Source organism: Arthrobacter sp. KBS0702 (assembly GCF_005937985.2).
In the GTDB taxonomy this organism is placed as follows: Bacteria; Actinomycetota; Actinomycetes; order Actinomycetales; family Micrococcaceae; genus Arthrobacter.
Window position 1 is genome coordinate 1,758,933 of record NZ_CP042172.1, and the last position, 26,854, is coordinate 1,785,786.

General features: G+C 68.5%; 27 protein-coding genes. 15 read left to right on the forward strand and 12 right to left on the reverse strand.

Annotation, left to right across the window (positions count from 1 at the left end; genetic code table 11):
• Position 1: 1 nt before the first annotated feature.
• Entirely contained in the window at positions 2–1,405 is a 1,404-nt protein-coding gene (locus tag FFF93_RS08070; RefSeq protein WP_138769375.1) for an AMP-binding protein, read from the forward strand.
• A gap of 19 nt (positions 1,406–1,424) precedes the next feature.
• Entirely contained in the window at positions 1,425–2,642 is a 1,218-nt protein-coding gene (locus tag FFF93_RS08075; protein WP_138769374.1) for a thiolase family protein, read from the forward strand.
• A 194-nt stretch (positions 2,643–2,836) separates the two neighbouring features.
• Here the strand turns inward: FFF93_RS08075 and FFF93_RS08080 are convergent, their stop codons facing one another.
• From FFF93_RS08080 to FFF93_RS08090, 3 genes are read right to left on the reverse strand one after another with little or no spacing between them, the layout of a single operon-like run.
• Positions 2,837–3,469 (reverse strand): energy-coupling factor transporter transmembrane protein EcfT, encoded by a 633-nt coding sequence (locus FFF93_RS08080; RefSeq protein WP_138769373.1) that lies wholly within the window; start codon positions 3,467–3,469, stop codon positions 2,837–2,839.
• Entirely contained in the window at positions 3,466–4,254 is a 789-nt protein-coding gene (locus FFF93_RS08085) for an energy-coupling factor ABC transporter ATP-binding protein (RefSeq protein WP_138769372.1), read from the reverse strand. The genes FFF93_RS08080 and FFF93_RS08085 overlap by 4 nt, the downstream gene beginning before the upstream one ends.
• Positions 4,251–4,958: a biotin transporter BioY gene (locus FFF93_RS08090; protein WP_138769371.1), complete on the reverse strand. Its 708-nt coding sequence runs from the start codon at positions 4,956–4,958 to the stop codon at positions 4,251–4,253. Before FFF93_RS08090 ends, FFF93_RS08085 begins: the two co-directional genes overlap by 4 nt.
• Before the next feature lie 323 nt (positions 4,959–5,281).
• Between FFF93_RS08090 and FFF93_RS08095 the strand changes: the two genes are divergently transcribed.
• Complete coding sequence (locus FFF93_RS08095) at positions 5,282–6,880, forward strand: ABC-F family ATP-binding cassette domain-containing protein (RefSeq protein ID WP_138769370.1); 1,599 nt, start codon at positions 5,282–5,284, stop codon at positions 6,878–6,880.
• A gap of 54 nt (positions 6,881–6,934) precedes the next feature.
• On the opposite strand, the gene FFF93_RS08100 is transcribed toward FFF93_RS08095, so the two are convergent.
• From FFF93_RS08100 to FFF93_RS08115, 4 genes are read right to left on the reverse strand one after another with little or no spacing between them, the layout of a single operon-like run.
• Positions 6,935–7,402, reverse strand: coding sequence for a YbaK/EbsC family protein (locus tag FFF93_RS08100; RefSeq protein ID WP_138769369.1), 468 nt, complete (start codon positions 7,400–7,402; stop codon positions 6,935–6,937).
• 11 nt (positions 7,403–7,413) lie between these two features.
• Entirely contained in the window at positions 7,414–8,295 is an 882-nt protein-coding gene (locus tag FFF93_RS08105) for an SURF1 family protein (RefSeq protein ID WP_138769368.1), read from the reverse strand.
• Positions 8,296–8,547, reverse strand: coding sequence for a hypothetical protein (locus tag FFF93_RS08110; RefSeq protein WP_138769367.1), 252 nt, complete (start codon positions 8,545–8,547; stop codon positions 8,296–8,298). It lies immediately after the preceding gene.
• Positions 8,544–8,999, reverse strand: coding sequence for a DUF3099 domain-containing protein (locus tag FFF93_RS08115; protein ID WP_138769366.1), 456 nt, complete (start codon positions 8,997–8,999; stop codon positions 8,544–8,546). Before FFF93_RS08115 ends, FFF93_RS08110 begins: the two co-directional genes overlap by 4 nt.
• Positions 9,000–9,153: 154 nt before the next feature.
• On the opposite strand from FFF93_RS08115, the gene fabG reads away from it, so the two are divergent.
• Together fabG and FFF93_RS08125 are read left to right on the forward strand one after the other, a co-directional pair.
• Positions 9,154–9,879 carry a 3-oxoacyl-ACP reductase FabG gene (gene fabG / locus FFF93_RS08120; RefSeq protein ID WP_138769365.1) on the forward strand — a complete coding sequence of 242 codons (726 nt, stop codon included), beginning with the start codon at positions 9,154–9,156 and terminating at the stop codon, positions 9,877–9,879.
• A gap of 110 nt (positions 9,880–9,989) precedes the next feature.
• Positions 9,990–10,409, forward strand: coding sequence for an Hsp20/alpha crystallin family protein (locus FFF93_RS08125; protein ID WP_138769364.1), 420 nt, complete (start codon positions 9,990–9,992; stop codon positions 10,407–10,409).
• A gap of 17 nt (positions 10,410–10,426) precedes the next feature.
• On the opposite strand, the gene FFF93_RS08130 is transcribed toward FFF93_RS08125, so the two are convergent.
• The gene (locus FFF93_RS08130) at positions 10,427–10,684 is read right to left on the reverse strand and encodes a DUF5655 domain-containing protein (protein WP_222424657.1); all 258 of its coding nucleotides are present in this window, start codon (positions 10,682–10,684) and stop codon (positions 10,427–10,429) included.
• 588 nt (positions 10,685–11,272) lie between these two features.
• Between FFF93_RS08130 and FFF93_RS08135 the strand changes: the two genes are divergently transcribed.
• Complete coding sequence (locus FFF93_RS08135) at positions 11,273–12,037, forward strand: SDR family oxidoreductase (protein ID WP_138769363.1); 765 nt, start codon at positions 11,273–11,275, stop codon at positions 12,035–12,037.
• Positions 12,038–12,137: 100 nt separating this feature from the next.
• Here the strand turns inward: FFF93_RS08135 and serB are convergent, their stop codons facing one another.
• Entirely contained in the window at positions 12,138–13,028 is an 891-nt protein-coding gene (gene serB, locus FFF93_RS08140; protein ID WP_138769362.1) for a phosphoserine phosphatase SerB, read from the reverse strand.
• A 132-nt stretch (positions 13,029–13,160) separates the two neighbouring features.
• Here serB and FFF93_RS08145 point away from each other — a divergent pair, with 132 nt between their 5' ends.
• The 5 genes from FFF93_RS08145 to FFF93_RS08165 all read left to right on the forward strand — a co-directional run bounded on the left by FFF93_RS08145 (position 13,161) and on the right by FFF93_RS08165 (position 17,206).
• Complete coding sequence (locus tag FFF93_RS08145; RefSeq protein WP_138769361.1) at positions 13,161–13,946, forward strand: ABC transporter ATP-binding protein; 786 nt, start codon at positions 13,161–13,163, stop codon at positions 13,944–13,946.
• Between the two features lie 18 nt (positions 13,947–13,964).
• Positions 13,965–14,750: a sulfite exporter TauE/SafE family protein gene (locus tag FFF93_RS08150; RefSeq protein ID WP_138769360.1), complete on the forward strand. Its 786-nt coding sequence runs from the start codon at positions 13,965–13,967 to the stop codon at positions 14,748–14,750.
• A 7-nt stretch (positions 14,751–14,757) separates the two neighbouring features.
• Positions 14,758–15,567: an RNA methyltransferase gene (locus tag FFF93_RS08155; RefSeq protein WP_138769359.1), complete on the forward strand. Its 810-nt coding sequence runs from the start codon at positions 14,758–14,760 to the stop codon at positions 15,565–15,567.
• A gap of 163 nt (positions 15,568–15,730) precedes the next feature.
• Positions 15,731–15,988 (forward strand): type B 50S ribosomal protein L31, encoded by a 258-nt coding sequence (locus tag FFF93_RS08160; RefSeq protein WP_056739465.1) that lies wholly within the window; start codon positions 15,731–15,733, stop codon positions 15,986–15,988.
• 111 nt (positions 15,989–16,099) lie between these two features.
• Positions 16,100–17,206, forward strand: a complete 1,107-nt coding sequence (locus FFF93_RS08165; protein WP_138769358.1) for a biotin/lipoate A/B protein ligase family protein — start codon at positions 16,100–16,102, stop codon at positions 17,204–17,206.
• 93 nt (positions 17,207–17,299) lie between these two features.
• Here FFF93_RS08165 and pepN read toward each other — a convergent pair whose 3' ends face one another.
• Together pepN and FFF93_RS08175 are read right to left on the reverse strand one after the other, a co-directional pair.
• On the reverse strand, positions 17,300–19,912 hold the full coding sequence (gene pepN, locus FFF93_RS08170; RefSeq protein ID WP_138769357.1) for an aminopeptidase N: 2,613 nt from the start codon (positions 19,910–19,912) through the stop codon (positions 17,300–17,302).
• A gap of 31 nt (positions 19,913–19,943) precedes the next feature.
• Positions 19,944–20,990: a YeiH family protein gene (locus FFF93_RS08175; protein WP_395858430.1), complete on the reverse strand. Its 1,047-nt coding sequence runs from the start codon at positions 20,988–20,990 to the stop codon at positions 19,944–19,946.
• 110 nt (positions 20,991–21,100) lie between these two features.
• Between FFF93_RS08175 and FFF93_RS08180 the strand changes: the two genes are divergently transcribed.
• Genes FFF93_RS08180 through FFF93_RS08190 form a run of 3 tightly spaced genes read left to right on the forward strand, consistent with a single transcriptional unit; the run spans position 21,101 to position 24,472 of the window.
• Entirely contained in the window at positions 21,101–22,705 is a 1,605-nt protein-coding gene (locus FFF93_RS08180; RefSeq protein WP_138769356.1) for a circularly permuted type 2 ATP-grasp protein, read from the forward strand.
• Complete coding sequence (locus FFF93_RS08185) at positions 22,698–23,624, forward strand: alpha-E domain-containing protein (protein WP_138769355.1); 927 nt, start codon at positions 22,698–22,700, stop codon at positions 23,622–23,624. The genes FFF93_RS08180 and FFF93_RS08185 overlap by 8 nt, the downstream gene beginning before the upstream one ends.
• Positions 23,621–24,472: a transglutaminase family protein gene (locus FFF93_RS08190; protein WP_138769354.1), complete on the forward strand. Its 852-nt coding sequence runs from the start codon at positions 23,621–23,623 to the stop codon at positions 24,470–24,472. Before FFF93_RS08185 ends, FFF93_RS08190 begins: the two co-directional genes overlap by 4 nt.
• A 20-nt stretch (positions 24,473–24,492) precedes the next feature.
• Here FFF93_RS08190 and FFF93_RS08195 read toward each other — a convergent pair whose 3' ends face one another.
• Positions 24,493–24,978, reverse strand: coding sequence for a pyridoxamine 5'-phosphate oxidase family protein (locus tag FFF93_RS08195; RefSeq protein WP_138769353.1), 486 nt, complete (start codon positions 24,976–24,978; stop codon positions 24,493–24,495).
• Positions 24,979–25,138: 160 nt separating this feature from the next.
• Between FFF93_RS08195 and FFF93_RS08200 the strand changes: the two genes are divergently transcribed.
• Positions 25,139–26,839: a GAF domain-containing sensor histidine kinase gene (locus FFF93_RS08200; RefSeq protein WP_138770471.1), complete on the forward strand. Its 1,701-nt coding sequence runs from the start codon at positions 25,139–25,141 to the stop codon at positions 26,837–26,839.
• The last annotated feature ends 15 nt before the right edge of the window (positions 26,840–26,854 follow it).

The following is a 26,854-nucleotide window of genomic DNA, read 5'->3' on the forward strand; positions in this document are numbered from 1 at the left end:
GATGCCTTTTCTCGACAGACTCCAGCGCTGGGCCGACGAGCGCCCCGACGGCACCGCCGTCGTCGTGGCCGGCGAGCGGCTGAGCTGGGCAGAACTTCGCGACGCCGCAGCCGCGCTGGTGCCGGCCGCCCCTCCCGTCACGGTGCTGGCCGAAAGCAACTCCACCAACTTCGTTTCGGCCTTCGCTGCTGCAGTCGCGGGCAGCCGCCGCTGCGCGGTGCTGGACCCCAGCTGGCCTCAGCAGCTCCGGGACGCGCTCACCGCACAGATTGCGGCGACTGCCGCCGCCGGCGGCTCCGAACCGGGCAATGACCTCGCCGACGGTGACCCGGACACTCCGTTCCTGATCGGCCTCACCTCCGGAACCACCGCCGTCCCCAAAGCGTTCAGCCGTTCGCGTCGGTCCTGGCGGCTGTCCTTCGACTCCTCCGTCGAGTTCTTCGGCCTGCGCCCCGGCGACAAGACGCTTGCCCCCGGACCCCTCGCCGCCAGCCTGAACCTCTACGCCCTCGCCGAGTGCCTGTACGCCGGCTCCGAGTTCCACACCCTGGCCCAGTTCGACGTCGGCGACGCGCACACCGCGGTCAGCCACGACGGCATCACCCGGCTGGTCCTGGTGCCCACGATGCTCCGGCTGCTCAGCGAACGCGGCCTGGCCGGCGGCGTGGACGCCTCCGGCGTGCGGAGCATCATCTGTGCCGGCTCCAAGCTCGACGCACGCACCCTGGAGGCCGCCCGCCGCTGGGCACCGAACGCCACAATTTTCGAGTATTACGGCGCGGCGGAACTCAGTTTCGTCGCGGGCGCCGGGCTCCCGCCGGGCGCTGCCCCGGCCCCCGGCGGCACCGGGATCGGCCGGCCGTTCCCCGGCGTCGAGCTCCGGATACTCGACGGCGACGGCGCCCTCCTTCCGGACGGTGCTGACGGCACCGTTTATGTCCGCAGCGGCATGGTCAGCGACGGCTACCTTTGGGGCGACGACGGCGAGGCGCTGCGATGCGTCGACGGCTGGTACACCGTGGGGGACCAGGGCTACCTGTCCGAGGGGGTGCTGCACCTGCTGGGCCGCCGCTCGGACATGATCATCACCGCCGGAACGAACGTGTACCCGCACGAGGTGGAGCTGGCCCTGGCGTCCGTCCCGGGGGTCGCGGCTGTGGTGGCCGCCGGCATGGCCGATGAGCTTCGGGGCCAGCGCGTCGTCGCCGCGGTGCTGCCCTCGCACGGCGGCGTGACCGGCACCCAGTTGAGGGCCGGCGTCGAGGACGTCCTGGCCCGCAACAAACGGCCGCTGGACTACTACCTCCTGGCCGAACTGCCCCTCACGGACCGCGGCAAGGTCAGCCGCCCACTCCTGCTCGAGTGGATTACCCGCGGCGACCCACGGCTCCGGCGCCTTGGCTGAGGTCCCGAAAATGCGTCCCATGCCCGGCGGGAACCGCCCCGAAGTGCTGCCGGAGGACCGGCAGCCCGTCATCATGGCGGCGCTCCGGAGCCCGCTCTGCCGCGCCCAAGGAGCCCTCAGGACCCTGCAGGCCCACGAGTTGATCGCCCCGGTGCTGCGCGGCCTGCTCACCGACACCGGCATCGCTGCGGACGAGGTATCCGACGTCGTGGTCGGCAATGCCGTGGGCGGGAGCGGCAACGTCGCGCGCCTGGCGGCCCTGGAAGCCGGGCTGCCCGTCAGTGTTCCCGGGCTGACCGTGGACCGGCAGTGCGGCTCCGGCCTGGACGCGATCGTCCTGGCCTGCCGGCTGATTGCGTCCGGCGGCGGCTTTGGCGGCGGCCCCGGGCATGGGGATGTGTATCTCGCCGGCGGGGTGGAGAGCATCAGCACCGCCCCGCTCCGGGCCAGGCCCGGTCCCGGAGGTGAGCCCCAGTTCTTCAGCCGGGCCCGGTTCGCCCCGGACAGCCACGGCGACCCGGACATGGGCCTGGCCGCCGAAAACGTCGCCGTCCGTTTCGGCATTTCCCGCCAGCGGCAGGACGATTTCGCGCTCCGCAGCCAGCGGCGGGCCCTCGGTGCCGCCGCGGCCGGCGCATTCGAGGGCGAAGTTGTGGCGTTGCCCGGGCCTGAGGGTCCTGTCGGCGCCGACGACGGGCCGCGCCGCTCCCTGACTCCTGCGGTGTTGGCCCGGTTCCCGGCTGCCTTCGTGCCGGACGGAACGGTCACGGCCGGCAACTCCTGCTTCGACGCCGACGGGGCTGCCGCCGTTGTGGTCACTTCCTTGGCCCGTGCGAAGGCGGTCGGTGCCCGCGACGGCCTCGTGCTGCTCGGGACTGACACGGCCGGCGTCGAACCGGCGCTGCTGGGGATGGGAGCAGCCGCCGCGGCGGAACGCCTGCTCGCGGCCACGGGCGTCACGGCCGCGGAGCTCAGCCTCATCGAGTTCAATGAGGCTTTCGCTTCCCAGGTGCTGGCCTGCCTCGACCACCTGGGCATCGACCCGCAGCGGGCGAACCTCGACGGCGGGGCGCTTGCCCTGGGCCACGCCTACGGGGCGTCCGGCGCCGCGCTAGTTACTAGGCTGCTGGCCCAGGCCCGCAGGGAGGAGGCGGAACGGACTCTCGCGCTGGCGATGATCAGCATCGCCGGCGGCATGGGGACCGCCGCGCTGTTCGAGTACCGGTCTTTCCTCTAGCGCCCGCCGGACATGCTCATTCCTTGGCTGGGGGATTGGACTTGCCGGGCGTGCGCGGAGTGACATGCCCATTCCTTGGCTCCAAGGCTGGACATAGTGCTGATATGTCCATGCCCCGCGGCGAAGGATGGGCATGCTCTGCAGCGGGGTGCAGGCACGGACATGCCCATTCCTGCCGCGCTGGGCCGTCCCCGTCAGTCGTCCGCGTACTCCGCCTCGCCCAGGCCGCGGGCTGCCAGGGCATCGCCGGTCTGCCTGGCGAATGCCACCGTAGTGATGAACACCGGCAGCACCAGCGCCCGGGGGTTGCGTTCCAGGCCGCGCGCCCGGGCGGAATCGCGGACATCGGCGTAGGCGCCCGCGATAAAGGGGATGCTGCGCAGCATGATGGCAATCGTCAGGGCGAACCGCTCGGGATCGGCGCCGAAGCGGCGAAACGGCCGGGCCAGCGAGGCTACCCCGTCCAGCAGGACCTGGACGGGTGTGGTGGCCGTCAGGATTGCCGCTGCCACCACGCAGACCAGAACGTTCAACACAATCCGCGCGGCAACGGGGCCACCCAACTGCCACCACTGGAACAACCCGATCAGCGCCAGCACGGGCAGGATCGACCGGACAGCCTGGAACAGCCTGCGGACACCGGCCCCGCTGAGGAGGAAGACCACGCACAGCAGGGCGAGTCCCGCTGCCGCCGCGGCCCAGTCCGCAACGAGAAACGATCCCATCCCGCACGCCATAACCAGCAAGAACTTCGGCCCCAGGGGAGTCCGGTGCACCAGGGAAGTGCCCGGTACATAGTTGGCTAGCAGGAAGCCATGGGCCCTCATGGCTGCGCCGTCTCCCCGCCGGCTTCCCTTACCCCGGTTTTATCCCCGCCGGCTCCCCGCATCCCGTCGCCACGCACGTCGGCGGATTCCCCTGCGCAGAGCCTCCGGTAGTGGTCGACGGCGGCGGCTGGGCCGCCGTCGAACACGATCTTCCCGGCCTCCACGACCAGCACCCGGTCCAGATCCAGGGCCAGGCCAAGGTCGTGCGTCGACAGGATGATCTGCTGGTCCAGGCCGGCCAGGGTGCGGCGCAGCAGTTCCCGGTTCCGCAGGTCCAGCAGGGTGGACGGCTCGTCCAGGACCAGGATGTCCGGTTTCACAGCCAGGACCGCGGCGAGCGCCACGAGCTGCCGTTCACCGCCGGAGAGCTCGTAGATGCTCTGGTCCGCCAGCCGCAGCAAACCAAAACGGTCCAGCGTCGCTTCCGCCAGGGCGCGCCGTTCGCTGGCGTTCCGCACCGAGCGGCGCAGCGAGAGTTCGACGTCTTCGCGTCCGGTGGGCATCACGAGTTGCGCGAGCGGATCGGTGAACACGAAACCGACCCGCCGGCGGACAGCGCGGACGTCCCGGACCGTGTCGAAACCTGACACCGCCACCGCGCCGGAACTCGGTGCGACGAGGCCGTTGAGCATCCGGAGCAAGGTGGATTTGCCCGAGCCGTTCGCTCCGATGACGCCGACGCGGCGTTCAGTCAGCGTCAGGGACACCGGTTCGAGCAGGGTCTTGGGCTCCGGGCGGCCGTCAACGGCTACCCGGACGGCCGCCCGGTCGAGGACAATACTCACGCGCGTCCGTCTGCCTCGCCGGCCAGGTGGAAGCGGCGGACCCGGCGGATCAGCAGGTCAGGGAACGCTTTATGCAGCGTCAGGGCGACAGTCACGGCGAGAATGTTCTTGATGACGTCGCCCGGGTAAAAAGCCAGATCAGCAAGGAAGGCTGCGGAGAGACTGAGCTTGGCATTGAGCATCATGCCGAGGATCCCCAACCCGTGGACAAAGACGATGCTGCTGACCATGGCGGCAGAGAAGAGCAGCACGGCCCGGAGCTTCGCGGAGCGCGCCGCCGTGCGGCGCAGGACGACGACGGTCAGGGCTCCGACGGCTGTGGCCGCCAGCAGGAAACCGAAAATGTAGCCGGCCGAAGGTCCCGCCAGGACCCCCAGCCCGCTGCGCCCGCCGCTGAAGATCGGCAGCCCGGCGAAGCCCAGCAGGAGGTACAGGCCCACGGCAGCGAAGGCGCGGCCCGGGCCGAGTGCGAGTCCGGTGAGCATCACGGCGAGAGTCTGCAGAGTGATCGGCACACCAAGGCCGCCCACGGGGATTGCGGCAATGAGGGCAGAACCCGCGACAATCGCAGCGAACACCGCAATCAGCGCGAGATCGGTCGCATCCCAGCGGCTGCGGCGGCTCGGGCGCGGAGCCTCCGGGGCGCTGCTGCCAGGGCTTGCTGCGGGAGTGGTGCCGGTGACGGCATTGTCGGTGTTGCTCATGCTGGTTCCTGTCGAGTGGGTGGAACGGGGTTTCTCACTTTCGACGATACGGCTGCGGCAACCCCGGCATTTTGTAGGCCTTCCACTAAACCGCGGGCCCGGCGCTGGACCACCCCGCCAAAGGAGACCCGGGCGGGGGACCCGGGCGGAAGGCCCGGGACGGGGAGGCAGCCGCCGTCGTACGCTGCCTTGCCCGATGTCAGCCACCGGGGGAGCTGCCGGTAGACTGGTAGGGGCCGTCCTCTCGGCCACACCGCCCCGGCCCCGTCCAGTTTCCATCCGTTGTGCCGCGGCGTTCCCCGTTGTGAAAGGCCTTAGCTGCATTGATTACCGTCCAGGATCTCGAACTGCGCGCCGGCGCCCGTCTGCTTATGGACCAGGTGAGCTTCAGGATCGACAAGGGAGACAAGATCGGCCTCGTCGGCCGTAACGGTGCAGGCAAGACCACACTGACCCGTGTGCTGGCCGGCGAGGGCCTGCCCGCCGCCGGCAAGGTCACTCGCAGCGGCGAGATCGGCTACCTGCCGCAGGACCCGCGGACGCCGGACATGGAGCAGCTGGCCCGCGACCGGATCCTCTCCGCCCGCGGACTCGACATCGCCGTCGGCAAGCTCCGAATCGCGCACGAGGAAATGGCCAGCGAGGACGCCACCATCCAGCGCAAGGCCATGAACCGCTACGACCGGCTGGAATCCGAGTTCCTGGCCGCCGGCGGTTACGCCGCCGAGGCCGAGGCCGCGGCGATCTGCTCAAACCTCGCCCTGCCGGACCGGCTGCTGAACCAGCCGCTGAAGACCCTCTCCGGCGGCCAGCGCCGCCGCGTGGAGCTAGCCCGCATCCTGTACTCCGACGCCGAGACGATGCTGCTCGATGAGCCCACCAACCACCTCGACGCCGATTCCATCGCCTGGCTCCGGGAGTTTCTGAAGAACCACCAGGGCGGGCTGATCGTGATCAGCCACGACACCGAGCTGCTGGAAGCCACGGTGAACAAGGTCTTCCTGCTGGACGCCAACCGCGCGCAGATCGACTTCTACAACATGGACTGGAAGCGCTACCTGACGCAGCGCGAAACCGACGAGCGCGCCCGCAAGCGCGAACGCGCCAACGCCGAGAAGAAGGCCCAGGTCCTGATGGACCAGGCCAACAAGATGCGCGCCAAGGCCACCAAAGCCGTCGCCGCGCAGAACATGGCCAAGCGTGCCGAGCGGCTGCTCGGCGGCCTCGAAGCGGTCCGCGAGACCGACCGCGTGGCCGCCCTGCGCTTCCCGGACCCGTCGCCCTGCGGCAAGACTCCGCTCACCGCCGACGGCCTCAGCAAGTCCTACGGTTCGCTGGAGATCTTCACCGACGTCGACCTTGCGATCGACCGCGGTTCCAAGGTGGTCATCCTGGGCCTCAACGGCGCCGGCAAGACCACCCTGCTGCGGATGCTCGCCGGCGTCGACAAGCCCGACACCGGCGAGGTCATCCCCGGCCACGGCCTGAAGGTGGGCTATTACGCCCAGGAACATGAGACGCTCGACGTCGACCGCACCGTCCTGCAGAACATGCGCTCCTCGGCCCCTGACATGAACGACGCGGAGGTCCGCAACATCCTGGGCTCGTTCCTGTTCTCCGGCGACGACGTGGACAAGCCGGCCGGCGTGCTCTCCGGCGGTGAGAAGACCCGGCTGGCGCTGGCAACCATCGTGGCCTCGAGCGCGAACGTGCTGCTCCTTGATGAGCCCACCAACAACCTGGATCCGGCCAGCCGCGCCGAAATCCTCGGGGCCCTGAGCAACTACACCGGTGCCGTGGTGCTGGTCAGCCACGACGAGGGTGCCGTCGAAGCCCTCAACCCGGAGCGTGTTGTGCTGCTGCCGGACGGCGTCGAGGACCTCTGGAACGAAGACTACCTGGACCTGATCACGCTGGCGTAGGCCCCGCCCGGTCTCGTCTTCCGCTCGCCGTGGTTGGATTCGCGCCTCGGCGGGCTAGCGGACGGGCATTGCTTCGGCGTTGGTGATGCGGTGGAGTTCTTGGTAGGTGATCGAGAACATCGAGTGGTGGTCGCCGGCTCCGGCCCAGAGGAGTTCGTGGTCCTTCAGGGATTCGTCGAGCAGGGTCCTGATCTTCTGTGGGTGGCCCACCGGGGCTACGCCGCCTACGCGCTGGCCGGTGTGGTGCAGGACGAAGTCGGGCTCCGCGCGGCGGATCTTCCCGGACCCCAGGCGCGCGGCGACGTGGCGGAGATCTACCTTGGCCGCGCCGCTGGCCAGGATCAGCAGGGGAGCGCCGTCGACGTCGAACACGAGGCTGTTGGTGATCGCCGCGACGTCGCAGCCTAAGGCGGCGGCCGCCGCGGCGGCGGTCGGCACTTGGGTCTCGAAGACGGCTACGGTGTCGGCAGCGCCTGCCGCGAGCAGCGCGCGCCGAACGTTCGCTACGGCGTCGGGGTCCATGGCGTGCTCCTTCAGAATCCCTGGGCGTCGAGGATGGCGTCTTCCTCTTCCTCCGCGGTGGCAGTCTTCCGCTTCCGGGGGACGGGACGACGGCGGGGCGCGGGGTTGCTGGCGTGCAGGTAGCCGTCGGCGGCCACGGCCTGGTCTGCGGCGTCTTCGGCATCAATCTCCGCGTTGCGGGCTTGCTGCCTCGCCGCGTAACCGAAACCGACGAACATCAGCACGCCAAAGGCGAACCACTGCAGTGAGTAGGACAGGTGCGTGCCCTCATCGGTGGAGGGTTTGGGAAATCCGATGGGCATCTCCGCTGCCGGCGGGGTCTCGGAGGCCAGCTGGCCGTAGGCGCCCGTGAGGACGGGATACCCGAGCTGAGCCGAGTACGCCGTCAGGTCGATCGAGGCGAGCTGCCCGTCCGGCGCGCCGCGTTGCAGTTCCGGCTCGGAATGCTTGAGCCGGGCCACTACCGTGATGTTCCCCGGCGGCGGGGCCGGAACCGAGTCCGGGCTGCCCGGGGTCTTGTTGCCGATCGGCAGCCAGCCGCGGTCGATCACGACCGTCTCGCCGGAGTCCAGCTTGAAGGGGACCACCACCTCGTAACCGGGCTGGCCGTTGAGCGGGCGGTTGCGGACAATGCGCTGGCCGGCGGTGTCGTAGCTGCCGCGCAGTTCCACCTGCGTCCACTCGCGCTCGGCGTCGAGGTGGACGAACTGGTCCCGCGCCGCCGCGAACGGAATCGGGGTGGCGGAATAGTTGGAGACCACGCGGTTGATCTCGGCGAGCGTTTCCGCCCGGCGGTCCATCTGCCAGCGGCCCAGGAGCACGCAGGCGGTTGCGAAAACGGCGGCCAGCAACAAATAACCCAGCCACTTGCTGGAGAAGAGGAAACGGTACATTCAGCCGGCCCTGCCTGCCACGCCGGCGTTCGAGAGGGGAACGGTTTCTTTCCACAGCCCCCGGGTCTGGAGGTAGTCCTCCAGCCAGGCGCGGTGTTCGGGGCAGGCGAGCCAGATCTTGCGTCGCTCCGGGGTGTGGATCTTGGGGTTGTTCCACAGCAGCTGCCACGCGGCGTCGGCACGGCAGGCCTTGCGGGAGCACAGCGCGCGGGAAGGCTCGGCCGGGGCGCCGGCCAGGTCAAAAATGTTCATGAAGCGGCCCGTCCGTGGTCTTCGTCGTCGTCAATCAGCTCGCCCTGCAGCAGGGTGATGGGGGCATCGTCCGCCGCCTGCGGTCCCGGGCCGGCCGTTTCCGCGGAGTTGGACGCGCCCAGTTCGGCCATCGGCACGTAGTCGATCAGCGAGTCGCTGTGCACTTCGGCGCGGTCGCTGCCGTTGGCGATCACCACCGCGAACCAGGGCAGGAAGACGGCCCCGATAACAGGCAGTATCTTGAACCAGCCGTCCACCACGAACACCAGGATCAGGCAGACCATACGGATGCCCATGGCCACGGCGTACTTGATCATCCGCTGGCGCATCTCTTCCGAGTGCGCGGCGGCTGCGTCGGTAATGCTGTGGACCTCGGTGTCGCCGGAGTACTCCCCGGACTTCCGCTCACCGGGTCGGTTCTTGTTTGTCACAGCTGTCAGATCACGCTCCATAGGCTTGCTTCGATTCTCTCACCCTCGGGGGGAGGCGCCCAAACAGCCGCGGCCACCGGGGCGGGGCAGGCGGGCACCGGAGGCTAAGATCGGAGGCAGGAAAATCCAGCCCACGCCACCGCGGTGCCACAGCCGCAGAAACCCGGAGACCACCATGACTGAAGCAACCTCCACCGGCCGCAGTGTCCTCATCACCGGCGGCAACCGGGGAATCGGCCTGGCCATTGCCGAATCCTTCCTCGCCAATGGAGACAAGGTCGCCGTCACCTACCGCAGCGCAGCCTCCCTGCCGGAGGGCATCCTGGGCGTCAAGGCCGACGTCACGGACGAAGCATCCGTGGACGCGGCCTTCGCCGAAGTCGAAGCGGCGCACGGCCCGGTAGAGGTGCTGGTGGCCAACGCTGGCATTACCAAGGACACTCTCCTGATGCGGATGAGCGAGGACGACTTCACCTCCGTGATCGACACCAACCTCACCGGCGCCTTCCGCGTCATCAAGCGCGCCTCCAAGGGGATGATCCGGGCACGAAAGGGACGTGTGGTCCTCATTTCCTCCGTCTCCGGCCTGTACGGCGCCCCGGGCCAGATCAACTACTCCGCCTCCAAGGCCGGCCTGGTCGGCATTGCCCGCTCGCTTACCCGCGAACTCGGAGGCCGCGGCATTACCGCCAACGTGGTGGCGCCGGGCTTCATCAATACGGACATGACCGCCGAACTCCCGGAGGCCACGCAGAAGGACTACCTGTCCAAAGTTCCCGCGGGCCGCTTCGCTGAAGCGTCGGAGGTCGCCGACGTCGTCCGCTGGATCGCCAGCGATGAGGCCGCCTACATCTCCGGCGCGGTAATCCCGGTCGACGGCGGACTGGGCATGGGCCACTAGCCGCGGTACCGGGCCTTTGGCCCTAGGCGGGGCTGCAGGCGGGGGCGTGTAATGGTGTCACAGCCCCCGACCGCGCCACGGCAGGGGCATGGACCCAGGAGGATTTGATCATGGCTGATCTCAGCAAGTGGGCGCCGTCGGACATGTTGGAACCTGTCCGCCGCTTCCTCGACGGCGACCTCACGATGGCGTCGACCATCAAGGTCGAGCAGTTCCAGGATGGCAACACCCTTGTGGTTCGTGCGGAAGTTCCCGGCATCGATCCCGACAAGGACGTCGACGTGTCGGTCAGCGAAGGCATGCTGCACATCAGGGCCGAACGCGAGGAAAAGACGGAGCACAAGAGCAAGACCGGCTACCGCTCGGAATTCCGCTACGGCTCCTTCCTGCGGAGCGTCGCCCTGCCGGCCGGTGCCAAGGAAGAAGACATCACCGCCAGCTACAAGGACGGTGTCCTTGAAGTGCGCGCGCCCGCCCCGATGGCGGCACCGGGGGAAGCCACCAAGAAGATCAGGGTTGACCGGGGCTAGGCCACACGCCCGGCGGCTCAGCCGGCCTCGTCCCGCGCTTGCCGCAGCCAGCCCGCGACCTCTGGGTCGAGCTGGTCTTCGGAATGCAGCTCCAGATGGTGCATCCAGAGGCCGGGGTACGGGCTGACGACCGACTTGAACCTGGGCGAATCGATTCGGCTGCGGAGGGCGATCGACAGTACGGCCGGGACGTCCGAGCGGACATAGCGTCCCGGCCACCAGACGTAGGCGAAGCCGCGGCGCCGCCCGTGGAATGCCACCTGGCTCTTGGTCACGCGGGTCTCGACCGCACCTGGCCGGGCCGGAAAGGGGTCCGGCGATCAGCCGTTCGACGGCACGGCACAAGACCAAGCCGCGGGGTGACCCGCTGAAGACTGCCTCGGGCGTCGATTCCGTACCCCGGTTCGCCATAGCTGCGAGCCTACGCCGGGGCAGTCTGCCGGGGCAGGTGCTCATCCGCATGCTCGGGTCCCCAGGCCGTCGCGGGGGAGCATGCCCATTCCTCGTGGCAGGGGCGACGAGCATGCCCATTCCTGGCCCTGGCTACGGAGCATGCCCATTCTTCGGCGTACCGGCGGGGGAACATGCCCAGTCCTGGCGCCGGCCAGTGGACATTTGGGCCTTATGCCCAATCTTGGTGCCGCCCGGAGGGCATGTCCCTCGGGCGGGCTCGCCACCGATGGGCATGTCCCGCGCACCGGAGCCTACGCCGCTGGTCCGAGACAGCCGGCACGACCACGCGCCGCCAAAACTAGGCCCGTCCGGCTTCTTTGTGGATCCTGCACAACTGAATTGCTGCGGGTCGCTGGCATGATGGACAGCAGACCCAACAGTATTTGGACGTTTGGAACAAAGGAGCTCGAATGGGATTGCTGGACAACAAGACCGCCATCGTTACCGGTTCATCGCGCGGGATCGGCGCCGAGGTGGCCAAATTCCTCGCCGCGGAGGGTGCCGCCGTCGTCGTTAACTACCGTCAGAAGGCACCGCGCGCCAACAAGGTTGTCGCCGAGATTGAGGCCGCCGGTGGCCGCGCCGCAGCGGTCGGCGCGGACCTGACCACGCAGGAAGGTGTCCAGGCCCTCGCCAGCGCCGCGATGGAAAACTTCGGCTCGCTGGATCTGCTGGTCCTTAACGCCTCCGGCGGCATGGAGTCCGGCATGGAAGAGGGATACGCCCTCAAGCTCAACCGCGACGCCCAGGTGAACATGCTCAACGCCGCGGTGCCGCTGATGCCCGAGGGTTCGCGCGTGGTGTTCGTGACCAGCCACCAGGCGCACTTCATCGAGACCGTCCCCACGATGCCCGAGTATGAGCCCGTCGCCCGCAGCAAGCGCGCCGGCGAGGACGCACTCCGCGAACACGTTCCGAGCCTCGCCGAGAAGGGCATCAAGCTGGTGGTCGTCTCCGGTGACATGATCGAGGGCACCATCACCGCCACGCTGCTGGACCGTTCCAACCCCGGCGCCATCGAGGCCCGCCGCGCGGAAGCCGGCAAGCTGTACTCGGTTAAGGAGTTCGCCGCGGAGGTCGCCAAGATGGCCACCGCCGACGTCGAGACCGGTCACACCGAATACGTCGGCGGTGCCGACTACTTCGACAAGGCAAGCGGCCCCGGCAGCAACTAGGCCCAGCCCGGGTGGCACCTGGCGGCAGCGTTCTTCACGGACCCTGCCGCCAGGTGCCATCCGGCGTTAAGACGCCCGCGGGCTTCGCGCCTGCCGGGTCTCAGACCCCGGCGATGTGCCGGACGGCATCCAGGTAGGGCATGTTGATGGCGGCGTCGGCCACCGCGCGGACGGCTGGTTTGGCGTTGAACGCGACGCCAATCCCCGCGGCGCCGAGCATGTCCAGGTCGTTGGCGCCGTCTCCCACCGCTATGGTGTGTTCCATCGGGATGCCCTCCGCCGCGGCCCATTCGCGCAGGTACTTCTCCTTGGCGGCGCGGTCGACCACGTCGCCCACCACTTTGCCGGTGAGTGCGCCGTCGGAAATTTCCAGCTCGTTGGCAATCCAGTGGTCCAGCCCCAGGTCCTCCGCAATCGGGCGCAGGATCTGGTTGAAGCCGCCCGAGACGACTGCCACGGCGTGCCCGGCCGCCTTGAAGGCCGCCACCAGTTCGGCGGCGCCGTTGCTGAGAGTCACCTCGGCGCGCACGGAGTCGACGACGTCGGCCGGCAGCCCGGCGAGCACCGCCACCCGGGCGTGCAGGCTCTGCGCAAAGTCCAGTTCGCCGCGCATGGCCGCTTCGGTGACGGCCGTGACCTCCTCGCGTTTTCCCGCATAGGCCGCCAGCAGTTCAATGACTTCCTGCTGGATCAAGGTGGAGTCCACGTCCATGATCAGGAACTTCCGCGGGGCCCGCCGCAGCGCGGCGGGAACAACCGCCGTGTCGACCCCCTCGATTGCAGCGATGCTCCGGCGAAGCTCGGCCAGGTCGGCGGCGGTGACGGCGTCCGGCAGGGTGCAGTCGGCGGTGTAGACCGAGAAGCGGCCGTCGCCGGTGGTGTTTTCCGCGCCGACGGCCAGCCCCGCTCCGGTCAGCGAACGGCGCAGTTGCTCCACCTCGGGAAGGGACAGATTGACGCCGTAGCTGACCGCAGTCACGTTCGAACTCATGGCTTCAATCCTAGCGAGCGGGCCGGGCCGGCCCTGAATTGGTTTCGCCCCGGTGACGCGGGCAAGGGCCCTGCGGCCGGGGTGCCGGCCCGGTTATCAGTCGTCCGCTATTTTGTCCTAGTGTCTACTCCTATGAGTGATGTTCTTGAAATGGCCGCCGTCAGCGTTGTACGTGGGGCGAAAACGCTCCTGGACAAGGTCGACTGGCAGGTCAAGGAGGGCGAGCGCTGGGTGATCCTGGGACCCAACGGGGCCGGCAAGACCACTCTGTTGCAGGTGGCTGCCGCCCGCCTCCACCCCACGTCCGGCATGGCAGGGATCCTCGAAGAGATCCTCGGCGCCGTTGATGTCTTCGAACTCCGGCCTCGCATCGGCCTCTCCTCGGCGGCCCTGGCCAACCAGATTCCCGAGCACGAGAAGGTCCTCAACGTCGTCGTGACCGCCGCCTACGGGGTTACCGGCCGCTGGCGCGAAGGCTACGAAAAAGACGACGAACGCCGCGCCTTCGCCCTGCTCAACGAATGGGGCATGGGCCCGCTGCTCAACCGCCCCTTCGCCTCGCTGTCCGAGGGCGAACGCAAACGCGTGCAGATTGCACGGGCACTCATGACGGATCCGGAACTGCTGTTGCTCGACGAGCCCGCCGCCGGCCTCGACCTGGGCGGCCGTGAGGACCTTGTGCACCGGCTCAGCGGGCTCGCCCGCGACGAGGCCGCCCCCGCGATCGTGCTGGTCACCCACCACCTCGAAGAGGTCCCGCCGGGCTTCACCCACGCGCTTTTGATGCGCGACGGCGGCGTGGTCGCCTCCGGCCCGCTGGACGAGGTGCTGACCGCCGAAAACCTCAGCCAGACGTTCGGCGTCGACCTGGACGTGAACGTGTCCGGCGGACGCTACACCGCCACCGCCCGCCGCTGAAGGGACCACTGACAACGCGTGGAGTTCCTCAGTAGCGTCTTCATTTTCTTCGCCGGACTCTGGGCCGGCACCATCAACAGCGTGGTGGGTTCCGGCACGCTGGTCACCTTCCCGGTGCTGATCGCGCTCGGCTTCGCGCCGGTGACCGCTTCGATCAGCAACGCCATGGGCCTCGTGGCTGGCAGCGCTGCCGGCGCCTGGGGCTACCGCAAGGAGCTCGCCGGGCGCCGCAACCAGCTCCTGAAGTTGCTGCCGGCCTCGCTGCTGGGTGGCATCACCGGTGCCTACCTGCTCCTGCACCTGCCGGAGCTGGTCTTCCAATACGCGGCTCCGGCCCTGATCGTGGTTGCACTGCTGATGGTCGTCTTCCAGCCCCGGCTTCAGCGCTGGGTTCAGGCGCGGGAAGAAAACCCGGAGCACGCCCTCCGGGACAAGCAGCACGGGATCCTGCTCGTGGTGCTGGTCTACCTCGCGGGCGTCTACGGCGGTTACTTCGTAGCGGCGCAGGGCATCCTGCTGGTCGGCATTCTCGGTGTCTTTATGGCCGGAACCATGCAGAACGCCAACGCCATGAAGAACATCCTGGTGCTTGGGGTGAACGTCGTCGCCGCCGCGTCGTACCTGCTCTTCGCGTTCGACCGGATCAGCTGGACCGCGGTCGGCCTGATCGCCGTCAGTTCGCTGATCGGCGGACTGGCCGGCTCCAAGGTGGGCCGACGCCTCTCGCCGCCGGTGCTGCGCGGCGTGATATTCGTCCTCGGCACCGTGGCGCTGGGCTTCATGATCGCCAAGCTGCTGAATTGACCCGGCCTTGAGCTTCCACTACCTTGAATCCGCGGACGACCCCCGCGTCGCCGACTACACCCAGCTGACCGACGTGCACCTGCGCAAGCTCCGCGAGCCTGCCGAGGGTATGTACATCGCGGAGTCTTCCCGGGTGCTGCGCCGAGCCCTTGCCGCCGGGCACCGGCCGCGCTCCTTCTTCCTCGCGGAGAAATGGCTCAAGGACCTCGCCGACGTCTTTGAGGCCTACCCGGACGTGCCGGCCTACATCGGCTCGGCCCCGCTCCTGGAGCAGATCACCGGCTTCCACCTGCACCGCGGTGCGATGGCCGCCATGCAGCGCCCTGCACCCGTTCCGCTGCCCGAGCTGCTGGCCGGGGCGCGCCGGATCGCCGTCCTGGAAGACATCGTGGACCACACGAATGTCGGCGCGATCTTCCGCTCCGCGGCAGCCCTGGGGCTCGACGCCGTGCTGGTCTCCCCGCGCTGCGGCGACCCCCTTTACCGGCGCAGCGTGCGCGTGAGCATGGGAACCGTCTTCCAGGTCCCGTGGGCCCGGCTCGAGGAATGGCCGGGGGAGCTGGCGGTGCTCAAAGAACACGGCTTCCTGGTGGCCGCCATGGAACTCACCGAGGAAGCCGTCGACGTCGACGTCCTCGCGGCCCGGAACCCCGAGCGGCTGGCCCTGGTGCTCGGCACCGAGGGCGCCGGAATGAGCGAGGAGACCCTCGCGGCCGTCGACCTTGCCGTGAAAATCCCGATGCGCCCCGGCGTCGATTCGCTCAACGTGGCGGCCGCGTCCGCCGTCGCTTTCTGGGAGCTGCGGCACCGCGTCTGATGCTCCCCGGATCGGCAGCGGGCCGCGCGCGCCCCGGTTCGTCCGGCCCGAGGATCTGGGCTATTATGGGTAGCTGGCCGTGCTGCGCCTTCCGGCGCCGGGCAGCCATCCCACTCATACCTGGCAGCTGGCAAAATCCAGTTGCGCGAACAAAGGTCCAATTATGCAGTCTGATATCCACCCGAAGTACGAAGCTGTTGTTTTCAACGACCTGGCTTCCGGCGTCAAGTTCCTGACCAAGTCCACCGTGTCTTCCTCGAAGACCATCGAGTGGGAAGACGGAAACACCTACCCGGTCATCGACGTCGAAATCTCCTCCGAGTCCCACCCGTTCTACACGGGCAAGCAGCGCATCATGGACTCTGCAGGCCGCGTCGAGCGCTTCAACGCTCGCTTCAAGGGCTTCGGCGGCAAGAAGTAACCTTCTGCTCCCAAGGTCTTTTGGAAAAGCCCGCACCGGCGACGGTGCGGGCTTTTTGCGTTCCGGCCGCCTTGCGTACCGGCACCCTGGCCGCGTGGCAGGATTAAGGACATGACAACCCTTCCCCCGGTCCCCGGTCCCAGCAGCGCCGACGAGGACGGCCGCCGACGCCACGGCGAATACAAGGTTCCCGGCGGCAAACTCGTGGTCGCCGACCTCGACGTCGTCGACGGCGTCCTGGCGCACGTCTCGATCAGCGGGGACTTCTTCCTGGAACCCGACGAGGCGCTCCTGGACATCAACCGCAGCCTCACCGGACTGCCCGAGGACGCGGGCGCAGCGGACCTTGCCGCGGCGGTCACCGCGGCGCTGCCCGAGGATGCGGTGCTGTTCGGCTTCTCCGCCGGCGCGGTGGCGATCGCGGTGCGCCGCGCCCTGGCGAAAGCCACCGGCTGGGGCGACCACCACTGGAACATCATCGGACCCTCGGTGCTGCCCACGCACGTCAACGTCGCGCTGGATGAGGTCCTCACCGAAGAGGTCGGCGCCGGCCGCCGCAACCCGACACTGCGGTTCTGGGACTGGGAGGAGCCGTCCGTGGTGATCGGCAGTTTCCAGTCCGTCCGCAACGAGGTCCATCCCGACGGCGTCAGCCGGCACGGGATCAGCGTGGTCCGCCGGATCAGCGGCGGCGGGGCGATGTTCATGGAGGCCGGCAACTGCATCACCTATTCGCTGTACCTGCCGCAGACCCTCGTGGACGGCATCAGCTTCGCCGACTCCTACGGCTTCCTCGACGCGTGGGTCATGGCGGCGCTGGAGAAGGTGGGCATCAGCGCGTTCTATGTGCCGCTGAACGACATCGCGACCGAGCAGGGCAAGATCGGCGGGGCCGCGCAGAAGCGGCTCGCCAACGGCGGGATGCTGCACCACGTCACCATGAGCTACGACATCGACGCGGACAAGATGGTTGAGGTGCTGCGGATCGGCAAGGAAAAGCTCTCGGACAAGGGCACCACCAGCGCCAAGAAGCGCGTCGACCCGCTCCGCCGACAGACCGGCCTGGCCCGGTCCGAGATCGTCGCGGCGATGATGGAGGTCTTCACGGAGCGGTACGGGGCGACGCCGGCGGAACTCACCGAGGCCGAACTCGACGCCGCCCTTCAGCGGGTGGAGACCAAGTTCGGCACCACCGAATGGCTGCACCGGGTCCCGTAGCGCGGCATCCTTCGTCGATTCGCCACAAGTGGCCGCTACACCCACCCGTTTAGCGGCCATTCGCGTCAGATCGGCGCCCCGGACTGCAGCGTCTCAGGCGGACACGGCTTGTGCCTTGAGCGCCCGCAGCAACTGGCTGCGCTGTTCGATGATGATCCGGCGCAGCGCCCGCGGCGCATCCGCGTGCTCGGCCAGCCATTGGTCCGTCCGGGCGATGACGGGGTGCGATTCCGGCGCCGCGCCCGGCCCGTCGAGGTCCTGCCCGGCGGGGTAGAGCCCGCGGACGATCCGGCTGGCGATCTCGATGCTGCGCTCCGTCCAGACCTGCTCAAGGCACTCGAAGTAGGGCTCCACGTAACCCGCGAGCAGTTCAGCCGGGGCCGTGTTGAAGCCCGCGATGGTCGCGCTGAGCAACTGGTTGGACAGCGCCGTGCCGTGGACGGCGGCGCCCCACGCTTCGGCCTTGACCCTGGGGTCCGGCCGCGCCGCGAGGGCCGTGGCGTGCCCGGACTTGCCCGACGCCGTGTTGTCGCGCGCCAGCTCCGCGTCCAGCTCCTCGGGGTTGTCCTGTCCGTGGGCCGCGAGGGCATGCCAGAGGTTCCAGCGGAGATCCGCGTCAACGGAGAGCCCCTCGATCACGGTGCTGCCATCCAGGAGGCCCCTGAGCAGGCCGAGCTGGCCGGCGTCGAAGCGGCTCGTGGCGGCGAGGGTCCGGGCCCAGGCCAGCTGCTGGTCGGAGCCTGGTGCCGCCTGACGGAGTTCGGCGGCGGCGGTGGCCAGGAAGCTGCCGCGGACCTCCTCGCGCCGGGCCGCCGGTACGTAACGTTCGATCGCCGTTCCTGCGTTGCCCAGAATGTTCAGCAGCACCCCGATGCCTGACTCGGCCGGCCCGAAGCGCTGCACCGCCTCGACGTAACGGGCAGCGGGAGTAGCGGCGTCGCGTGCCGAATCCCACAGCGCGGTCCAGCACAGGGCCCGCGCCATCGGGTCAGTGATGGCGCCGAGGGAGCTGCGCACCGTGGCTTCGGAGTGCGGGTCGAGCCGGACCTTGGCGTAGCTGAGGTCCTCGTCATTGACCAGCAACAACGCCGGGCGGCCCTTGCCGGCGAGCTGGCCGACCACGGTACGTTCGCCGTCGACGTCGGTTTCCACGCTGTCGGTGCGCACCAGGGCGCCTGCGGCGTCGAAGTCGTAAAGTCCAATCCGCAGCCGGTGCGGCCTCGGCTCCTGCCGGCCTGTGATCGGGTCCTCGGCGTGCTGGACCAGCGACACCGAGCCCAGCACGCCGTCTTGCTCGTCAATCTCGGAGGTGAGGGTCGAGATGCCGGAGGTCTGCAGCCACTGCCGCGCCCAGACTGCGAGGTCGCGGCCGGAGGCGGCGCCCAACGCCGCCAACAGATCAGCCAACGTGGTGTTGCCGTAGGCGTGGTCGCGGAAATACCGGCGAGAGCCGGCGATGAAGGCGTCGAAGCCCACGTAGGCAACCAGTTGCTTGAGCACCGAAGCGCCCTTGGCGTAGGTGATCCCGTCGAAGTTCTGCTTCGCGGCCTCAAGGTCCGGGATGTCGGCGACAATCGGGTGTGTGGTGGGCAGCTGGTCCTGGACGTAGGCCCACGCCTTGCGGTTGTTGGCGAAGTTCACCCACGCCGTTTCCCAGTCCGTCGTCCGGTCCACGCCCAGGGTGCCCATGTAGTCCGCGAAGGATTCCTTGAGCCACAGGTCATCCCACCACTGCATGGTGACGAGGTCGCCGAACCACATGTGCGCCATCTCGTGCAGCAGGGTGTTGGCGCGGCCCTGGTACTGCGAGTCGGCGGCGCGGGACGTGAAGACGTAGCTTTCCGTGAACGTCACCAGGCCCGGGTTTTCCATGGCGCCGAGGTTGTACTCGGGCACGAAAGCCTGCTCGTACTTTCCCCACGGGTACGGGTAGTCGAAGAGGTCGTTGAAGAAGTCCAGGCCGTTCCTGGTCAGCCGGAACAGTTCCTCCGGGTCGAAGGACGGCGCCATGGAGGCCCGGCAGTAGAGCGCCAGCGGCACGTCCAGCACGGTTCCGTCCGCGAGGCTCCCGTGCCAGGTGTCCTCGGCCTTGAAGTAGGGGCCGGCGAGCACGGTGGTGATGTAGGTGGACATCGGCTTGGTGGGGGCGAAATCCCACCTGCTCGTGGCCGGGTCGCTGGTCAGCTGGGTGCGGAGGGCTTCGACGCCGTTCGAGGAGACCTGCCACTCGGACGGGGCCATCACGTGGAAAGTGAATTCTGCCTTGAGGTCCGGCTGTTCGAAGTTCGCGAAGACGCGGCGCGCGTCGGCGGGCTCGTACTGCGTGTACAGGTAGCACTGGCCGTCGGCGGGGTCATAGAAGCGGTGCATGCCCTCGCCGGAGGTGCTGTACAGGGCCGTGCCGGTGACCGTGACCTGATTCTCGGCCTGCAGGTTGTCCAGCCGGATCCGGGAGCCGTCCACCACGTCTGAAACCGGCAGGCCCTTGCCGTTGAGGAAGACGCTGTGTACCGAACTGCTGATGAAGTCCAGGAACGTGGAGGCGCCGGGTTCGCTGGCGGAAAAATTGATCACGCTGCGGCTGGTGTAACCCGCGACGTCGGGATCAGCCGCCTGCCAGACGTCCAGGGAGACGTCGTAGCTGTGGGTGGTGATCAGGGCTGAGCGGGTTGCCGCTTCGTCACGGCTCAGGTTCTGGTTCGACACTCCGCTATCTAATCACGGGGAGACCCGAAGCTCAGCGGGCGGGGATAAGGACGACGGCGGCGGCCAACCCCAGGGCCGCGATCAGCAGCCACGAGGCCAGGGCGGCAAGCAGCGCCGGAGTTCCCGTCCGCAACAGTTGCCGTACCCGGACGGCCGAGCCGAGTCCGAACAAGGCCATGCCCAGCAGTAGGTCCTGCAGCACTGAGGCGGCCCCGAGCACGTCGGGGGAGAGCCAGCCGGTGGTCCGCAGGGCGGCCATGGCGACGAACCCCACCACGAACAGCGGAACGATCGGCGGGAGCCTGCCGCCGTCGTCGGACCCGATCCGGTGGTGGACGCCGGCAGCGGCGACCATGGGGGCGAGCAGCAGCACGCGGGTCAGTTTGACGATGACGGCGACCGCGAGCGCCGAGGCCCCCGCGGTCTGCGCGGTGGCGACCACCTGCCCGACGTCGTGCACCGAGGCGCCTGCCCACGCCCCGAAAGCCTCCGGGCTGAGCCCCAGCGGGCCGATGAGGAGGGGCAAGACGCCGATGGCGAGTGTGCCGCAGAGAGTGACGAGCGCGATCGGCAGCACCGTGTCCTGCTGCCGGATCCGCCGGACGGCTGCCATCGCGCCGATCGCGGAGGCCCCGCAGATCGCGAAGCCGGTCGCAATCAGCATCGAAACCGGCGGCGGCAGGCGGAACAGCCGGGCGATCCCGTAGGTGCCCGCGAACGCTGCAAGCACCACCCCGGTGATCAGCAACAGGGCGGGCCAGCCCAGGCCCAGCACGTCCGCCACACTGACTTTGAGCCCCAGCACGACGATGCCGGCGCGCATCAGGTGCTTGCCGGCGAAGTCCAGCCCGGCCCGGCCGGACCCCGCGCTCCAGCCCGACACTCCCGGCAGGTTCGCGGCCAGGAGTCCCAGCAGGACCGCGACCGTCATGGCGGGCAGCGCCGGCAGCATTGTGTGGACCGCCAAGGCGGTCCCGACGGCGGCAGCGCAGGCAAGCAAGCCCGGCAACAGCGCGCGCAGCCGGCCCAGGCGCTGGCTGACCGCGTGCAACAGGAAAAAGGGTCGGAAAACAGGCACGTCGTCCACCTTGCCCTACCGACAGCTCAAACACCGCAGCGTGAGCCGCAACACGCCCCGCGGGAGGCACCGAAATGATTTCGTAACGAAAAGATGGTTGGCTTATGGCCATGTCTGACCTTTTTGAGGATTACTCAGAGGCCGCCGGCCGCAGCGGCGCCTACGACGAGATGTTTGCCCCGGGCCAGGAGGCCCGGCGCTCCTACGGCCAGGTTGCCGGGGCGCTGAGGGAGCTCTCGCTGGCCGATGTCACGGCGCGCGCGGACTCAATGGCCCGGACGTTCCTGGACCGCGGCGTCACCTTCGACTTCGCGGGCGAGGAACGGCCGTTCCCGTTGGACATCGTCCCCCGGGTCATTCCGGCCGATGAGTGGGCCGTGCTCGAACGCGGTGTGGCGCAGCGGGTGCGGGCCCTGGAAGCCTTCCTGAACGACGTCTACGACAAGATGACCGTGGTCTCCGACGGCGTGATCCCTCGGCAGCTTGTCACCACGAGCGCGCACTTCCACCGCCAGGTCCACGGCTTCGAGCCGGCCGGCGGCGTGCGCGTCCACATCTCCGGCATCGACGTCGTCCGCGACGCGGCGGGCACCTTCCGGGTCCTGGAAGACAACGTGCGGGTGCCCTCCGGCGTCAGCTACGTGCTGGAGAACCGCCGGGCCATGGCCAAGGGCCTGCCCGAGGCCTTCGGCCAGCAGCTGATCCGCCCGGTGGAGGAATACCCCCGCCGGCTGCTGTCCGCGCTGCGCAAGACGGCGCCGTCCGGCGTCGACGATCCCACTGTCGTGGTCCTGACCCCCGGCGTCTTCAACAGCGCCTACTTCGAGCACACCCTGCTTGCCGGCCTGATGGGCGTCGAACTGGTGGAGGGCCGCGACCTGATCTGCCGCGGCAACCGCGTCTACATGCGCACCACCGCCGGCGAACAGCGCGTGGACGTGATCTACAAGCGGATCGACGACGAGTTCCTGGACCCCCTGCAGTTCCGCTCCGACTCCATGCTCGGCTGCCCCGGGCTGGTCAACGCCGCGCGCGCCGGCGGCGTCACGATTGCCAATGCCGTCGGCAACGGCGTCGCGGACGACAAGCTGGTCTACAGCTACGTGCCTGACCTGATCCGCTACTACCTGGCCGAAGAGCCGGTGATCGCCAATGTGGACACCTACCGTCTCGAGGAGAAGGAAGCCCGGGAAGAGGTGCTGGACCGGCTCCACGAGCTTGTGGTCAAGCCCGTCGACGGTTCCGGCGGCAAGGGCCTGGTGATCGGCCCGGACGCGTCCAAAGACGAGCTCGAGGCCCTGCGCAAGCGCATCGTTGCCGACCCTCGCGGCTGGATCGCGCAGCCGGTGCTGCAGCTCTCCACCGTGCCCACGCTCAGCGGTGACAAGTTCGGCCCGCGGCACGTCGACCTTCGCCCCTTCGCGGTCAACGACGGCGACGACGTCTGGGTCCTGCCCGGCGGCCTCACCCGGGTGGCGCTGAAGGAAGGTTCCCTGATCGTGAACTCGAGCCAGGGCGGCGGCTCCAAGGACACCTGGGTGCTCGCGGATTCGCCGCAGGTCCCGGTCGAGGCAATCCCGCGGCCCGCCGTCGCCGTCCGCGAACGGGTCTCGGTCTGGCCGGTGGAAAGCAACTGGCGCGACAGCCAGAAAGAGCAGCAACAGCAGCAACAGCAGCAGAGTTCCGACGCCCAGGAGGTAGCCGCGAATGCTTAGCCGTATTGCCGAGTCCCTGTTTTGGATCGGCCGCTATGTGGAGCGGGCGGACGGTACCGCCCGGATCCTGGACGTCCACCTCGAACGCCTGAACCACCTGCCGATGGAGGAACAGCGCAGCGTGGCGCAGGAACTCCTCGCGGTCATGGGCGCCCGGCCGCAGTCCGATGACTTCGGCCTGGACGAGCTGCTGCACGCCCTGGCCTACGACAAGCACAGCGCCACCTCGATCGCCGGTTCACTCGGTGCTGCGCGGGAAAACGCCCGGCGCGCCCGGGAGACTGTGTCCTCGGGCCTCTGGGAGAGCTTGAACACCACCTACTACGGGCTGAACCAGCACCGCAAGGACGTGGTGGGGACCTACCGCTTCTGCAACTGGGTCCTGGAGCGCACCGCAATGGTCAGCGGCCTCGCGGACACCACGGTCAGCCACGACGAAAGCTGGCTGTTCCTGGTCCTGGGCCGCTCGCTGGAACGCGCGGACATGACCGCGCGGATGCTCTCCACCCGCGACGTGCTCTCAGCCGGCATGTCCTGGGTGAACATGCTCCGCTGCGCCGGCGCCTACGAGTCGTTCCTGCGGACCCGCCGTGCCGCCTTCGGCGACCAGCACGCGGCCGAGTTCCTGCTGCTGGACCGGCTCTTCCCGCGTTCCATCGTCTACGCCCTGCGCGACGCCGACGAGTGCCTGGCCAAACTCGACCCCTCGGCCCAGCGCGTCGGCTTCATCAACGACGCCCGACGGATCGTGGGCCAGGCCCGGACTTTCCTGGAGTTCCACCGCACCGACGACCTGATGTCCGAACTGCCCGAGCACATGGAACGGGTGCAGAAGGCCGTATCGCAGGCCTCCGATGCCATTTCCCGTAAGTACTTCAATCAGGCAGACGAACTGGCCTGGGTGGGAGAAGTTTCATGACCCGGCTCAGCATCACGCACAAGACGGCGTACAAGTACAACAAGCGCGTCACCCTGTCCTACAACGAGGCCCGGATGACGCCCCTGACGGATCCGCAGCAGGTGGTGCTGGAGTCCTCCATGAAGGTCTCGCCGTCGCAGGCGACGATCAGCAGCTACCGCGACTACTGGGGCACCCGAGTAACCGCCTTCGACATGCAGATGCCGCACGACCACCTCGAGGTCCTCGCCACCACAACTGTGGAGGTGCACCGGGTGGAGCGGATCCCAGCGGAGGCGGACATTGTCGGCTGGGACGTGCTCTCCGCCCCGGAGACGCTCAACCAGTTCAGCGACTGGATCCCGCAGTCACAGCTCACCGGCCCCGGCGCCGAGGTGCTGGGGATCGTCCCCGGCGTCGTCGCCGGCCGCAACCCGCATGATGCTGCCATGGCAGTCTTCGAATGGATGCGCGGCGAGATGAGCTACATGAAGGGTTCCACCGGCGTCACCACCAACGCCGAGGAGGCGTGGAACCAGCGTCAGGGTGTCTGCCAGGACCTCGCACACCTTGCGATCGGGGCGCTGCGCAGCTGCGGGATTCCGGCCCGGTACGTCTCCGGCTACCTGCACCCGCGCTCGACGGCGGATCTCGGCGAGACGGTCGCCGGGCAGTCCCACGCGTGGCTGGAATGGTGGGACGGCGAATGGCGCAGCTGGGACCCAACGAACCACAAGCCGGCCGGGGACTTCCACGTGACCGTGGCACGCGGGCGCGACTATCGCGACGTGCCCCCGCTGAAGGGCATCCTGTCCGGCGGCGGCGGGTCGGCGCTGGCAGTGACGGTGGAGATCACCCGGCTGGCCTGAGCCGACCGGCGTCGATCCGTCTATTCGAGGCCGGAGCGGGTGGCGTCGTCCAGCGGCGTCCACCACGTCAGCGGCGGGACGATCTTGAAACGCCGCCCCGTGATGCTGTCGGGCGTAATCCGGACGAAGTGTTCCTTCTTTCCCGCCTGCCACGGAAATAGCAGCAGTCCCACCGTGTCGAGGACCTCCGCCTGGTTCTTCACCGCGGCGGCTTGGCCCTTGACCACGACACTCCAGGCGACGCCGCTGTCCGAGTCGACGCCGTCGGCTTCCAGGGCCACGGGAGTGTCGCTGGTGGCGGCGTGCAGCTTCGTGCCCTCGGCCGTGCGGAACACGAGAGTTCCGTGGTCCACTTTGTAGTTGATCGGGAAGATGTCCGGGTGGTCGTCGACCCAGACAGCCATCCGGCCCACGGAGACGCTGCGCAGCAGCCTCCAGCACTCGTGGCTGTCCAGGTTTTCGACGTCATGGGGCTGGTTGGCGGCTGGTTTCGGATCAGTGCTCATGGCGCCGAGCCTACGTCAGGCTGCCCCGGCCGGGCTAGGGGACAACGGCCCGTGGGCGTAATAATCCTCGGCTTTGTTGGGTCCGATCGGAACGTATCGGGGTATTCTGGCAACACGTCATCGGCGCGGATGTACGTCGTGAGAATTGGGGCGAATGAACATGCATTCATCAGGCAGCAGCCCGGAGACGGTCAGTTCCGGCAACCCCCGGATCGAGGACCTGCTCAAGGACTTCGTCTCCCGCGCCGGAGAACTGCTCCAGTCCCAGGAGCGGATGGCGGGCCTGCTGGAAGCCGTCGTCGCCGTCGCCGAGGACCTGAGCCTCGACGCCGTCCTGGAGCGCGTGGTGCAGTCAGCCTGCCGCCTCCTGCATGCCCGCTATGGCGCGTTGGGCGTGATCGGCGACGACCACGCACTGAGCCACTTCATCACCGTCGGCATCGACGGGGAACTCGCCCGGCAGATTGGCCCCCTGCCCACCGGCCACGGCGTGCTCGGGCTGCTGATCAGCGATCCCCGGCCGCTTCGGCTGCACGATCTGCGCAAGCATCCGGAGGCCTACGGGTTCCCGGCGCACCACCCGCCCATGCAGTCGTTCCTCGGTGTGCCGGTCCGGGTCCGCGACACCGTGTTCGGCAACCTTTACCTGACCGAGAAGGAAGGCGGCGGGGACTTCACTGAAGAAGATGAGGGCCTGGCGATTGCGCTGGCCGCCGCCGCCGGCGTCGCGATCGAAAACGCCAAACTCTACGACGACTCCCGGCGCCGGGCCCGCTGGCTGGAAGCCTGCATGGATGTGTCCGGGCTGATGCTCGGCAGCGACCGGGACTATACCGCCGGGGGCCTCGATCCGATCGCCGCCCGGGCGCTGCAGGAATCCGAGTCCGAGCTGGCGCTGATTGTGGCCCCGGCGGCGTCCGGACCCGGCTACATCGTGGCCGGTGCGGCGGGAGAGCGTGCCAAGGCCTTTTCCGGCAGGACGCTGGCCCTCGATTCACCTGAATTGCAGGACGTGCTGGCCGGCGGTGAGCCGGTCATGCTGGACAGCGCCGCCGGGGTATTCGACGACGTCGTCGACGGCGGCTGCATGGGACCGCAGCTCGCGGTCGCTTTGAGCACGCAGGGCGCCCACCACGGCCTGCTGCTGCTGGCCCGCAACCCGGAGGGGCTTCGCTATGCCCGGACCGACATCGAGATGGGCGCCGTCTTCGGCTCGCACGTGGCCCTGGCGCTTGAACTCGCACGTGTCCACCGGCTGCGCGAGGAACTTCTCGTGTTCACGGACCGCGACCGGATTGCCCGGGACCTGCACGACCTGGTCATCCAGCGGCTCTTCGCCGCCGGCCTGAGCGTCCAGAGCCTCACCAGGTTCACCAAGGATGAGCTCGCGACCGAACGGATCCGCAATATCACCGGCGAACTCGACGAAGCGATCCGCAGCCTGCGGGACACGATCTACTCGCTCAAGAGCAGCAGCGGGGAAACCGAACTGCTCAGCGGCAGGATCCGCCGCGTGACCCGGAGCTCCGCGAAGTCCATGCCGTTCACGCCGCGGCTCACGCTGACCGGTCCGGTGGACGCGGTCACCCCGGACAAGGCGGACAACGTGGTGGCCGTCGTCTCGGAGGGACTGAGCAACGCCATCCGGCACTCCGGTGCGGACTCCATCGCAGTCTCCGTCGCGGTCATCAAGGGCCGCGTCACGGTGGTCATCACAGACAACGGTTCGGGCTTCAACGACTCTCTGGAGCGCAACGGCCTGTCCAACCTGGAGGACCGCGCACGGATGTTGGACGGCCAGTGCACCATCACGACGGCGCCGGACGAAGGCACCAGCGTTGAGTGGTCTGTGCCGCTCTGACGGGCGCTAGCTACC